Source organism: Nocardia nova (assembly GCF_002933465.1).
GTDB lineage: Bacteria > Actinomycetota > Actinomycetes > Mycobacteriales > Mycobacteriaceae > Nocardia > Nocardia nova_B.
Genome location: NZ_PSZE01000009.1, coordinates 38,221 through 50,537 on the forward strand (window position 1 = coordinate 38,221; position 12,317 = coordinate 50,537).

Sequence of the window (12,317 nt, forward strand, 5' to 3'; positions counted from 1 at the left end):
TGTCGGCTGCACTTCCATCATTGTCTATCGATCCGACAAAGCCGACTGCACCCGATCCGCGGCGGCCACCGACTCCTCGTGTTCCCAGACCCGCACCACCAGCCAGCCCGCGGCGGCGAGCCGCGCATCGGTATCGCGGTCGCGGGCCACGTTGCCGGCCAGTTTCTCCGCCCACCACTGGGCGTTGTTCCTCGGATAGGTGGCGTGTTCGGGGCAGCAGTGCCAGAAACACCCGTCCACGTACACCGCCACCTTGCGGCGCGGAAAAACCAGGTCGGCGCGGCGGCGCAGACCCGGAAGCGGTGCGCGGTCCACGAAGTAGCGCAGGCCCCGCCGATGCAGTTCGGTACGCAGCGCGGTCTCCGGGGCGGTACCCGTCCGCCGCTGCCGGGCCATCCGGGCACTGGTCACCGCGTCGGTGACGGGACGGCCGGAACTCATGCACAATCCTTACAGCGTCCACCGGCGGGCCGGTGTTCCCGGGGCCGGATTCGGTGACCTATTCGACACCTCACGCCGCCGCTGAGACGTGCGGGACACCCGCGCCCGGTCGGCTGCGCATCATCACTCACGCCGCCTCCTGCGGCAGGCCTCCCATGCGGATCAGGTGGTTCTCCACATCGGCGATGAAACCGGGAGGGAAGCGCAGCGTGCCGCGGGCGGCGCGGCGCAGAAAACCGGCGGTCGCGCGGGCCGACAGCAGGCGGGCGTCGTCGAGGAACCAGCGCAGATCTTCGTACGGCTCGTGCACCGGCCACGTCGAGACCGGGACCCGATAGGCCGTGCCGGCATGGCCCCACGCCGCCGTCGGCCAGCGATGCGCGGTCAGCGGCGTGTACTCCGCGGCCACGCCGCCGGACGGGGTGGCCAGGCGGGAGCCGATCCACGACGCCATCCGCACACTCACCGCATTGCCGACCAGCTTCCACCGATGTCCGGGGCGGACCCCGGCCGCGCCGAGCGCCGGTGCGGTCCAATCGTGGGAAAACCCTTGCAGCCGTTCGGCATCGGTGATTCCTGGGGTGACAATCTCACCGGCCGGCAACCGGACCGCGGGCGGACTGGCGATCCCGAGCCCGGACCCGCCTTTCAACGTCGGCACCGCATTCACCGCCCAGCCCAGTCCGCGCACACCCTCGGTCCAGTAGAAGCCGCACGGATCCACCTCCGGATCGCCGATCGTGCGCGGCCCCGCATCGGTTCCGAACAGCACCGGCCGCGGATCCTCCGACCGCGACGCCAGCATCAGCACGCGCTGCCGCCGCTGTGGCAGCCCGAAGGCGCGCGCGTCGACCACTCGGTAGGCCCAGGTGTAGCCCAGTTCCTCCAAGGCGGCCGTGATGTGCCGCATCGCCTGTCCACGCCCCAGCTGCAACATGAACGGGACGTTCTCGATCAGCAGCCAGCGCGGACCGCGTTTGCGCCGAACCAGCCGGAACACCTCGTCGACCAGGCCGGAGCGCTCGCCGGTGATTCCCGCCGTCCGTCCCGCCTGCGACAGATCCTGACAGGGAAATCCGGCGGCGACCAGCTCCGTGCGGGCGGGGAGTCCGCGCAGGCGGGTAACATCGGCGTGTGTTTCGACCTCGGGAAAGCGGGCGGAGAGGACGGCGCGAGCGCCGGGGTCGATCTCGCACAGTAGCTCGGTATGCCAACCATGGGCGCTGAGCCCGAGTTCCAACCCCCCGATTCCGGCGAACAACCCGACCATGCTGAATTTTCGGCCTACGCTCCGCTTCGGCGGGTTCTCGGCCCCTGTGGCCTCGATTTTTCCCTCCTCCGCTCAGTCGCTGCGCTCCCTCGCTCCGTCAGTCCACAATCGAGCCGGGCCGAGAACACTGGCGTGCACCGCTCGAGAATCTATAACGCGCCGCGGGCGAGCCATCCGGGGGCACACCGAAAATTGGTTGGCGGGCGGGGGCGTCGCTGGCAATCTGGAAGGTCGTACGCGCGCTCGGTCGGGGGCCGGGCGGTGCGGTAGTGATCGATTCGGCGAAGGACGACCTGGCGAAGGGGGATTGTTGTGTCCGTCGCTACGACGGAGACCGTATCCGATTCGGAGGACGACAGAACCGGAACGGTCGACGAAAACTCCACCACCCGAGTGACGGGCGCGGGTTCGCTGCGGCGTCTGTGGCCGGAGATCCTGCCCTACCGGGCGGCGCTGTTCGGCAGCGCCGTGCTGTCGGGGCTCGGCATGCTGTGCGATATCGCGTTGCCGCTCGTCACCGCGCGGATCGTCGACGGGCCGGTCGCGCAGCGGGATTTCAGCGGCATCTGGGTGCCAATCGGCCTGGTGGTGGTGCTGGCGGTGCTCAGCACGGTCGCCTCGTGGTGGCGGCGGTGGATCATCGCGGCGCCCGCGAGCCGGCTCGAGGTGTCGTTGCGCGGCAAGCTCTTCCAGCGATTGCAGGTGCTGTCGGTCGGCGTGCACGACGGGATGGAGTCCGGGCAGCTCACCTCGCGGGCGATCACCGACATGTCCACCTTGCGGCGCTTCTTCGCCTTCGTCGCGCCGTCGCTGCTGTCGCTGAGTGCGACGCTGGGCGTGGGTGTGGCGCTGCTGTTCGTCTTGAGCTGGCAGATCGGGTTGATCGAACTGCTCATCGCGGTTCCGCTCGTCCTGCTCGCACTGCAATTCGAACAGGGCTACGGTCGTGCCTCCCGTCGCGCGCAGGACCAGTCCGGCCATCTCGCCACCACGGTCGAGGAATCCGCACAGGGCATTCGCGTCCTGAAGGCGTTCGGCCGCGGCCCGTGGTTCGCCCGCCGGTTCCGCGCCGAGGCGCGCGAACTGCAAACCCTCGAGCTGGCCAAGGTGCGGTTGGCGGCGCGGTTGTGGACCGCGCTGAACACGCTGTCCGCGTTGGGTATCGCGGCCGCACTCGCCATCGGCGGATATCTGCACACCGAGCACGCGATGACGGTCGGCGCCCTGGTCGCCGGAATCACGCTGACCACCTACCTGCAGTGGCCGATCATGGGCTTCGGCTTCCTGCTGGCCGAGATGAACCACGCCCGTACCGCGGCGCAACGGTTCTGGGAGGTGATCGACACCCCCGTCGAGATCACCGATCCGGAGCATCCCGTGCCCGCGCCGCAGCCGCTGCGTGGTGAATTGCGGTTCGAGCGGGTGCGTTTCCGCTTCCCCGACGCCGAACGCGATCTGCTGCACGATATTTCGCTGCACGTGCGTCCCGGGGAGACAGTTGCGGTGGTCGGCGCCACCGGCAGCGGTAAGTCGGCGTTGCTGGGCCTCGTGCCGCGACTGTTCGACGTCGCGGCGGGTGCGGTGACGATCGACGGGATCGACGTGCGCTCCATGCGACTGTCGGATCTGCGGTCACAGGTCTCGGTGGCCTTCGAGGATCCGGTGCTGTTCTCGGCCAGCGTGCGCGAGAACATCACCCTCGGCTACCCCGACGCCGGCGAGGACCGGATCCGCGCCGCACTGGACGTGGCCTGCGCCGTGCAGTTCGTCGACGAGTTGCCGTGGGGTCTGGGCACCCGGATCGGGGAGCAGGGCCTGAGCCTTTCCGGCGGTCAGCGGCAGCGGCTCGCGCTGGCGCGAGCAGTCCTGGACCGGCAGAAACATTCGGGCGGGCACGTCGTGGTCCTGGACGACCCGCTCTCGGCCCTGGATGTGAGCACCGAAGAACAGGTTCAGAAGCGACTGCGGGAGGCGCTGGCCGGTGCCACCGTGCTGCTGGTGGCCCACCGCCCGTCGACCGCGGCCTGGGCGGATCGCGTCGCCGTCCTCGAGGGGGGCCGCATCATCGCCGACGGACCTCATGAACGACTACTCGAAACCTGTTCGCGCTACCGGGAATTGATGGGAGGTGATCTCGATGCCGGAGATCCCGAGCGAGGACGTAGCTTCGCGCACGAACACTGACCGGGCGGGCACGAACGGCGGCCGCCCGGAAGCCGCGGACCACGACGAGGCTGCCGGCGCCGGGGCCCTCCGGGTCGACGCCGATTTCGAGGCCGAGTGGCGGGGCGTGGCCGCCGAGGAAGGGGAGCAGACCGATGCGGTCAACCTCGCCCTGGCGGCACGGTCACGCCGCCTGCTGTGGTCGCTGATCCGGCCCTACCGCCGGTGGGCGGCCGCCGCGCTGGTGTTGATCGTGATCGACAATGCCGCCCTGGTGGCGACGCCGCTGTTCGTCGCACACGGAGTCGACACCGGTGTGGGGCGCGCGCTCGACGGCGACTGGTTGCCGCTGGCGCTGGCCGTGGGCGGCATCCTCGGCTGCACCGCGCTCGGCGGCGTGACGACCTATCTCTTTCTGCGTATCTCCGGCAGGTTGAGCCAGCAGGTGCTGTTCGATCTGCGGCTGCGGGTTTTCACGCACGTGCAGCGGCTCTCGATCGATTTCCACGAGAACTACACCTCCGGCAAGATCGTCGCGCGGCTCACCAGCGACCTGGAATCGCTCGAAGATCTGCTCGAGCGCGCGCTGAACGACGCGCTGAGCGCCGTGCTGTCGGTGGTGACGATCGCGGGAATTCTGCTGTGGCTGGATATTCCGCTCGCCGCGGTGGTGCTGCTCGGTTTCGTCCCGCTGGTCTTCGTGACCCGCTGGGCACAGCGGCGTCAGCGCGCCGGCTACCGCCGCACCCGAGGCGCGATCGCGACGGTGGTCGTGCACTTCGTCGAGACGATGGGCGGAATCCGTGCGGTGCAGGCCTTTCGGCGCGAGGAGCGCAACGAGGCCATCCTCGTCGACTCCGATGCCGAATACCGCGCGGCCAATATCAGTGCGCTGCACGGGATGGCGGCCTACATCGGCCTGGTGCGGTTGATCAGCAATGTGACGAATGTCGTCATCCTGGTCGTCGGTGCGTGGCGAGTGATCCACGGCGACACCGAAATCGGTGTGCTCGCGGCATTCCTGCTCTACCTGCGGCAGTTCTACGGCCCCTTGGACGAATTGGCCCAGGTGTTCAACTCCTATCAGTCCGCGGCGGCCGCGCTGGAGCGGATATCGGGCGTGCTGGAGGAGCGGCCGAGCGTGGCCGAACCCGACGCCCCGCATCCGCTCGATCGTGCGCGAGGTGAATTGCGCCTGAGCGATGTCGTCTTCGGCTACCCGAGCCGAGACGACGTGTCCGGCACCGCGGATCGGCTGGTGCGGTCGGTGCTGCCACGCTTCTCGCTCACCGTAGCGGCCGGGCAGGTGGTCGCGCTGGTCGGTGCCACCGGTGCCGGAAAGTCGACCCTGGCCAAGCTGATCGCGCGGTTCTACGATCCGTCGTCGGGCACGGTGTCGCTGGACGGTATCGATCTGCGCACGATCGCCGACGCGGATCTGCGCCGCGCGGTCGCGATGGTGACGCAGGAGTCGTACCTGTTCTCCGGTTCGGTTGCCGACAACATCCGGCTCGGCAGACCCGAGGCCACCGATGCCGAGGTGTTCGCGGCGGCCCGCGCGGTCGGCTTGTACGACTTCGTGATGTCGCTGCCGGACGGATTCGACACCGATGTGCGCAAGCGTGGCGGGCGATTGTCGGCCGGCCAGCGCCAGCTCGTCGCCTTCGCGCGTGTCTTCCTGGCCGATCCCGCGGTGATCGTGCTGGATGAGGCCACCTCGAGTCTGGACATCCCGGGTGAGCGCCAGGTACAGCGTGCGCTCGAGACCGTGCTGCGCGGGCGCACCGCGGTGATCATCGCGCATCGCCTGTCGACCGTCGCCATCGCCGACCGGGTGCTGGTGATGGATTCCGGGCGCATCGTCGAGGACGGGACGCCCGCGGATCTGATCGCATCGACCGGACGGTTCGCCGCTCTGCACACCGCGTGGCGCGAATCGCTGGTGTAGCGCAGGTGAACAACTCGCGCGCCGCGACCACACCGCAAGCCCGGTTGTCACCTACGGTAGAGGGGTGAGTAAGCCAGCCCAGGGCAATTCCGAGACCGCCCAGGCGAGCGAGGCCGCGACGCCCCGCTGGCCGGCCGTGCTCACCTGGCGCGCGCACGACGGATCCCGGATGGAATCGGTCCGCGTGGTCCTCACGGGCAACCGGATTCGCGCGTCCGGGCGCATCATCGCCGGCGGCTGCGGTGAACATCCGGCCTTCAGCGCGTCCTACGACCTCGTCACCGACGAGATGGGACGCACCAAGCGGCTGTCGCTGCGCAGTACGGTCGCCTCGGGCGAACGCCATGCCTCGATCGCCCGCGACGAGGAGAGCTACTGGCTCGTCGATGCCGGCGGCACCCACGTGCGGTCCATGTTCGGCGGCGCGCTGGATGTGGACGTGGTGTTGAGCCCGTTCTTCAACACCCTGCCGATTCGCCGTTTCGGGCTGGCCCATGCCACCGAGGATGTGCAGGTTCCGGTGGTCTACGTGCGGGTTCCGGATCTGCTTGTGCAGGAGGCGATCCTCACCTACAGCAGCGGCGCCGACGGCATCCACGTGCTCTCGCCGGTGTCGAGTGCGACCGTCACCGTCGACGACGACGGATTCGTCCTCGACTATCCGGGCCTGGCCGAGCGGGTCTGACGCCGCGCGGTCGCTCAGTCCAGCGAGCGGATAACCCCGCCCCGCCGTCCCGCATCGCGCAACCGTTCCAGCCAATCATGATCGCCCGGGCGGATATCGGTGATGTCCCAGCGGCGCAGGGTGTCGTAGCGGTCGCGTTCGCTGTAGCCCGCGTCGATCAGTTCGCCGAGGGTGCCCTCGTCACGCAGGCTGTCGCGCGCGGCCGCGAGCAGGCGCAGCGCATCGTCGATCGCCTCGGTGAGCGCGGCCGCGTTCGGTTCGCAGATCGCGCGCACCAGGTCGGGTGCGGTCGCCGCGACCCGGGTGCCGTCGCGAAACGATCCGGCGGCCAGGCCCAGTGCTAAATCGCCGCCCGCGGCCCCCGCGACCGCCAGCGCCTCGGCCAGCACGTGCGGCAGATGCGAAATGCGCGCCACCGCACGGTCGTGTTCGTCCGCCAGGACCGGCACCACGATCGCACCGCAGTCCAGCGCCAGCCGCGCGACCCGGTTCCACGGCTCGGCGCGAGTGCCCGGATCCACGCCGACCGCCCAGGCCGCGTCGCGAAACAGGTCGGGAGACGATGCGGCCCAGCCGGATTCGGCCGTCCCCGCCATCGGATGCCCGCCGACGTAGTGCGCGCCCAATTCCTGCCGGTGCACCTCGACGCGCACCGGTTCCTTCACACTCACCACATCGGTCAGCGGGCAGTCGGCCGCGAACGTCTTCACATCCGCGAGAACGGTATCGATCGCCGGCATCGGCACCGCCAGCACGATCAGCGCATCGTCGGCGGCGGCCCGGGACAGCACCGCCGCGATATCGGATTCGACGTCGAATCCGTCGGCCCGGGCGGCCTGCGCACCCGGGGCCGACCGGTTGTAACCCCAGGCCCGGTAGCCGGCCGCGGTCGCCGCGCGCAGCAGCGAACCACCGATCAAACCCGTACCGAGTACGCACACCGAGGAATTCCGATCGCCCGTCATCGGATCAGATTCGCATACGACTTCAACATTTCCGCCGAAGCCGACTACCGTTGCGGCCATGGCACAGCGCTCGAGCACGAACAGGGCCGCGTCGGACGATTACGACGATGTGGAAGGGTTCGCCGTGGCGGTCGTCCGCGAAGACAGCACGTGGCGCTGCAGCCCGCTCAGTGCCGCGGCACTGTCCAGTCTGTCCGCGGCCGAGAACGAACTGCGCGCCCTGCGCAGTACCGGTGCGGTGTTCGGACTGCTGGACGTCGACGACGAATTCTTCATCGTCCTGCGGCCGGGGCCGACCGGTAGCCGGTTGCTGATCTCGGACGCCACCGCCGCGATCGATTACGACATCGCCGTCGAGGTGCTCGACGCGCTGAATGTCGAAGTCCCCGATATCGATCCGGACGAACTGGACGAGATCGATCCGTGGGAGGAAGGCGATCTGGGTGTGCTGGCGGACCTCGGCCTGCCCGAGCCCGTGCTCAGCGTCATCCTCACCGAAACCGATCTCTATCCGGACGAGCAGCTGGGCATGGTCGCACAGCGGCTGGGCTTCGCCGACGAATTCTCCGCGGTCCTGGACAAGCTGCACCGTTGAGCCCGGCGTCACCGCGCGGAGACGAGGACCTCGTCCGGGCCGCGCTCGCCGCCGCGGCGCAGACGGACCCGCGCGACGTCCCGGTCGGTGCCGTGGTCTTCGGCCCGGACGGCCGTGAGCTGGCCCGCGCCGGCAACGCCCGCGAGGCGCTCGGCGACCCGACCGCGCACGCCGAGATCCTGGCGCTGCGCCGCGCGGCGCAGGTGTACGGCGACGGCTGGCGGCTCGAGGGCGCGACCTTGGCCGTGACGTTGGAACCGTGCACGATGTGCGCCGGAGCTCTGGTGTTGGCGCGGGTCCACCGCCTGGTCTTCGGCGCCTGGGAGCCCAAGACCGGTGCGGTCGGCTCGCTCTGGGACGTGGTGCGTGACCGTCGCCTCAATCATCGCCCCGAGGTGCGAGGCGGCGTGCTGGAGGCCGAATGTGCGGCCGTGCTGGACGCCTTCTTCCGCGCTCAGCGGCCTTGACCACCCGATTTCGGTTTCGCTCCGCCCGTCCGGTAAAGTCACCTGCGGTGGCGTGTCCGAGCGGCCTAAGGAGCACGCCTCGAAAGCGTGTGTGGGGTAACCCCCCACCGAGGGTTCAAATCCCTCCGCCACCGCCACAGCGCCCTACCTGAATTGCCAGGTAGGGCGCTTTTCGTGTCGCTGGGACGTGCTGGTGCCCACATTTTGCCCACAATCTCCGGCGTCGTTCCTTGACCGCCGAATCGAGCACGCCTGCGAGCACACCGTAGGCACGGATAACTACGGTGGCGCTGTACCCGTGCTCGACCAGTTCGGCTATCCAGGGCTCGACGGTCCCGATGTCTCGACGGTTCCGATGTTCAGCGCCGCTTGGTCGCCGATACGCACCCCGTGGCGCAGCCGGCGGTGTCGTGGCTCGAGGCCGAGCGTGGGCAGGCTCCGGAGTCCGGACGTGCCGGTGAATCGGCATGTCGCGGCCCGGTACGTTGGTGCTCGTGGAACTACGAATCTTCACCGAGCCTCAGCAGGGGGCTACCTACGATGATCTGCTCCGGGTTGCGAAGGTGACCGAGGATGCGGGGTTCGACGCATTCTTCCGGTCGGATCACTATCTGAAGATGGGCGGGGTCTCCGGTCTGCCCGGACCCACCGACGCGTGGATCACGCTGGCCGGGCTGGCGCGCGAGACCTCCCGGATTCGGCTGGGCACACTGGTCACCGCAGCGACGTTCCGCCATCCGTCGGTGCTCGCGATCTCGGTCGCCCAGGTCGACCAGATGTCCGGCGGCCGGGTCGAACTCGGGCTCGGTTCGGGGTGGTTCGCCGACGAGCATCGCGCCTACGGCATCGAACTGCCGGAACTCGGCGAGCGCTTCGACCGCTACGCCGAGCAACTGGCCGTCATCACCGGCCTGTGGCAGACACCGGTCGGGGAGACCTTCGATTTCACGGGCAAACACTATGAGCTGCAGGGCAGTCCGGCACTGCCCAAGCCGGTGCAGCAGCCCGGCCCGCCGGTGATCATCGGCGGCGCCGGCAAGAAGCGCACACCGGCCCTGGCCGCGCGGTACGCGCACGAGTTCAATCTGCCGTTCACGGATGCGGAAACGGCTGCGGCGCAATTCGATCGGGTTGCCGCGGCCGCGCGCGACATCGGCCGCGATCCCGGTGAGATCGTCCGCTCGGCCGCCCAGGTGCTGTGCGTGGGCCGCGACGAGGCCGAGATCGCCCGCCGCGCCGAGGCGATCGGCCGCAAGGTGGACGAACTGCGCGCCAACGGCCTGGCCGGCACCCCGGCGGAGGTGGTCGACAAGATCGGCCGCTACCGCGAAACCACCGGCATCACCCGCCTCTACCTGCAGGTACTCGACCTGTCCGACCTCGACCACCTGGAATTGGTCGCCGGCGAGGTCGCCGCCCAGCTGGGCTGATCCATCCGATAGCAGGGTCGGCTCAGCCGACCTTCACCCGACTCCTGGGTTCGTCCGGATTGTCGACGTGGAGTTCGCGCAACCGCGCGCCCTCCACGTCGATATCCGGCACGATCCGGCTGAGCCACCCCGGAATCCACCAGGCCGCGTTGCCCATCAGCACCAGCAGCGACGGGATCAGGACCATCCGCACCAGGAAGGCGTCGAACAGGACGCCCGCGGCGAGCGCGAAACCCATCGACTTGGCCGTCGCATCCGATTCCAGCAGGAACGAACCGAAGACCGAGATCATGATGACGGCGGCCGAGGTCACCACGCGAGCGCCGTGATGGTAGCCGGAGATCATGGCCTCGGTGGGTGATTTCCCGTGCACGTATTCCTCGCGCATGCGGGTGACGAGGAAGACCTGGTAGTCCATGGCGAGGCCGAAGACCAAGCCGATCAACATGATCGGCAGGAAGCTCACGATCGGCCGTGGTTCGGAGATGAGACCCAGCGCGCCCTTCTGGAAGATCAGCACCGTGGCGCCGAACGTCGCCGCCATGGAGAGCAGGAATCCCAACGCGGCGGTGAAAGGTACCAGCACCGAACGGAACACCGCGATCAGCAACAGGAATGCCGCACCCGCCACGATGGCCAGATAGGGCAGGATCTTACTGAGCAGCGCATGGTCCACATCCGCGTATATGGCTGTGGTCCCGGTGATGCCGTAGTCGATGCCGTATCTGTCGTGTAGTGCGGCTTCGGCGTTGCGCGCGTTGCGAACCAGATCCTTGGTGGCCTGATCGTTGGGCCCAGTGGTGGGTACCGCGGTCATCAACGCGCCGCCGCCGTCCCTGCTCGGCTGCGGCTGGGTCACATAATCCATACCCGGATAGGCCGCCAGCTCGTCGTGTAGCGCGGTCAGCGCCGCCGGCCGCTGATCGGCGGGCACCTGCGACAGATCTGCGACGACTTCCAGCTTGCCGTTGCTGCCCGCACCGAATCCCTCGGTGCGCAGGTCGTAGGCCTTGCGAATGGTCGTGGTCTTCGGCTGGCTGTCCTCACCGGGCAGGCCCAGATTCAAGTTCAGCGCGGGCGCGCCCAGCAGGCCCAGCACGATGATGCTCGCGACCAGCGTCAGCCACGGCATCCGCCCGATCACCCGTGCCACCCGCATACCGTTGGTGACCACCGAATCGTCCTCGGGATCGTGTTGCGCGATCATCGGAAGCTTCGGCTTGAACAGGTACTTGCCGAAGGCGCCGAGCAGTGCCGGCATCAGGGTGATGGCGGTGAGCACCGCGAAGGCCGCCGCGATCGCCCCGCCCAGACCCATGAAGGTGAGGAAGCGGATGTTGACGATGGCCAGGGCGACCAGCGCGATGATCACCGTCGCGCCCGCGAAGACCACCGCCGAACCGGCCGTCCCCAAGGCTGTGCCCGCCGCGATCTCCGGCGAACTCTGCACCGCGCGTTCGTGTTTGTAGCGCGAGACGATGAACAGCGCGTAGTCGATCGAGAGCGCGATGCCGATCATCGAGGCCAGGAATGTGGTGAAGCTCGGTACCGACATGAACGACGTGCCGAGGAAGATCACCGAGGTCGCCAATCCGAGTCCGACGATCGCGGTGATGATCGGCACGAAGGCGGCCACGATCGCGCCGAAGGCCACCACCATCACCACCAGCGCCACGGCCATGCCGATCATCTCGGCCCGACCACTGGGTTGCTGTTGTTCCATCGCCAGCGACCCGCTCATCTCCACCTGCAGTCCGGCGGCGCGCGCCTCGTCACCGACCGCGTAGGCGGCCGCGCGGTCGTCGGCGGTGATATCGGTGAACTTCTGGATCGTGAACGGAACGGTCAGCACCGCAACGGCATCCGGATTCTCCTTGTTCAGGACGTCGACCGGCGCGGCACTGCAGCGCGAGACGAATTCCGGCGAACCGCGATCGGGAGCGAAGCAGCCCATCTGTTCGGTGGCGGTGATCGGATCGGCCAGGGGAGTCTTGTGGTCGACGATGTTCAGATCGTTCAGTTTGGTGACCGTACCCGCGACGGCCGCCCGCTGGGATGCGTCGGTGAGTTTCTGTCCCGGTGCCGCCCCGAAGACATAGGTGCCGGTGACCGCCTCGAAACTGAACGCCTCCGACATCCCCGGAAAGTGTTTGTCCATGATCTCGGTGGCACGTTCCGACGGCAGATTCGGAATCGTGAAGTCGTCGTTCATCGGCTTTTTCAGTTGCGTGCCCAGGCTGCCGATGATCACGAACAGAATCAGCCAGACCGGGAGCACGATCCACTTGTGCCGAAAGGCGAACCTTCCCCACCGATACAGATACACGGACACGAGGCGCTCCTAGTGGTCGCG

At 68.3% G+C, this 12,317-nt stretch carries 10 protein-coding genes and 1 tRNA gene; 7 read left to right on the top strand and 4 right to left on the bottom strand.

Features of this window, described 5'->3' with window-relative positions; all coding sequences use genetic code 11:
• Positions 1-24: 24 nt before the first annotated feature.
• Positions 25-441, bottom strand: coding sequence for a very short patch repair endonuclease (locus tag C5E41_RS13420; protein ID WP_104376163.1), 417 nt, complete (start codon positions 439-441; stop codon positions 25-27).
• 127 nt (positions 442-568) lie between these two features.
• A complete protein-coding gene (locus C5E41_RS13425; protein ID WP_104376164.1) occupies positions 569-1,711 on the bottom strand; it encodes a DNA cytosine methyltransferase in 1,143 nt (380 codons plus the stop codon).
• Positions 1,712-2,023: 312 nt separating this feature from the next.
• On the opposite strand from C5E41_RS13425, the gene C5E41_RS13430 reads away from it, so the two are divergent.
• The 3 genes from C5E41_RS13430 (at position 2,024) to C5E41_RS13440 (ending at position 6,507) form a co-directional block, all read left to right on the top strand.
• Complete coding sequence (locus tag C5E41_RS13430) at positions 2,024-3,895, top strand: ABC transporter ATP-binding protein (protein WP_104376165.1); 1,872 nt, start codon at positions 2,024-2,026, stop codon at positions 3,893-3,895.
• Positions 3,849-5,822, top strand: coding sequence for an ABC transporter ATP-binding protein (locus tag C5E41_RS13435; protein ID WP_104376297.1), 1,974 nt, complete (start codon positions 3,849-3,851; stop codon positions 5,820-5,822). Before C5E41_RS13430 ends, C5E41_RS13435 begins: the two co-directional genes overlap by 47 nt.
• Positions 5,823-5,886: 64 nt before the next feature.
• Positions 5,887-6,507: a putative glycolipid-binding domain-containing protein gene (locus C5E41_RS13440; RefSeq protein ID WP_104376166.1), complete on the top strand. Its 621-nt coding sequence runs from the start codon at positions 5,887-5,889 to the stop codon at positions 6,505-6,507.
• A gap of 14 nt (positions 6,508-6,521) precedes the next feature.
• Here C5E41_RS13440 and C5E41_RS13445 read toward each other — a convergent pair whose 3' ends face one another.
• Positions 6,522-7,472, bottom strand: coding sequence for a prephenate dehydrogenase (locus C5E41_RS13445; RefSeq protein WP_104376167.1), 951 nt, complete (start codon positions 7,470-7,472; stop codon positions 6,522-6,524).
• A 58-nt stretch (positions 7,473-7,530) separates the two neighbouring features.
• Between C5E41_RS13445 and C5E41_RS13450 the strand changes: the two genes are divergently transcribed.
• The 4 genes from C5E41_RS13450 (at position 7,531) to C5E41_RS13470 (ending at position 9,964) form a co-directional block, all read left to right on the top strand.
• A complete protein-coding gene (locus tag C5E41_RS13450) occupies positions 7,531-8,067 on the top strand; it encodes a tRNA adenosine deaminase-associated protein (protein ID WP_104376168.1) in 537 nt (178 codons plus the stop codon).
• Positions 8,064-8,534, top strand: coding sequence for a nucleoside deaminase (locus C5E41_RS13455; RefSeq protein WP_104376169.1), 471 nt, complete (start codon positions 8,064-8,066; stop codon positions 8,532-8,534). The genes C5E41_RS13450 and C5E41_RS13455 overlap by 4 nt, the downstream gene beginning before the upstream one ends.
• A gap of 46 nt (positions 8,535-8,580) precedes the next feature.
• A tRNA-Ser gene (locus tag C5E41_RS13460) sits at positions 8,581-8,671 on the top strand.
• A gap of 357 nt (positions 8,672-9,028) precedes the next feature.
• Positions 9,029-9,964, top strand: a complete 936-nt coding sequence (locus tag C5E41_RS13470; RefSeq protein ID WP_104376298.1) for an LLM class F420-dependent oxidoreductase — start codon at positions 9,029-9,031, stop codon at positions 9,962-9,964.
• 22 nt (positions 9,965-9,986) lie between these two features.
• On the opposite strand, the gene C5E41_RS13475 is transcribed toward C5E41_RS13470, so the two are convergent.
• On the bottom strand, positions 9,987-12,296 hold the full coding sequence (locus C5E41_RS13475) for an MMPL family transporter (protein ID WP_104376171.1): 2,310 nt from the start codon (positions 12,294-12,296) through the stop codon (positions 9,987-9,989).
• Positions 12,297-12,317: the final 21 nt, after the last annotated feature.

Bases quoted from the DNA above. Each gene is read 5' to 3' on its own strand.
- C5E41_RS13425 (WP_104376164.1), bottom strand. From the start codon at position 1,711: ATGGTCGGGTTGTTCGCCGGAATCGGGGGGTTGGAACTCGGGCTCAGC.
- C5E41_RS13445 (WP_104376167.1), bottom strand. From the start codon at position 7,472: ATGACGGGCGATCGGAATTCCTCGGTGTGCGTACTCGGTACGGGTTTG.
- C5E41_RS13435 (WP_104376297.1), top strand. From the start codon at position 3,849: ATGCCGGAGATCCCGAGCGAGGACGTAGCTTCGCGCACGAACACTGAC.
- C5E41_RS13450 (WP_104376168.1), top strand. From the start codon at position 7,531: ATGGCACAGCGCTCGAGCACGAACAGGGCCGCGTCGGACGATTACGAC.
- C5E41_RS13420 (WP_104376163.1), bottom strand. From the start codon at position 441: ATGAGTTCCGGCCGTCCCGTCACCGACGCGGTGACCAGTGCCCGGATG.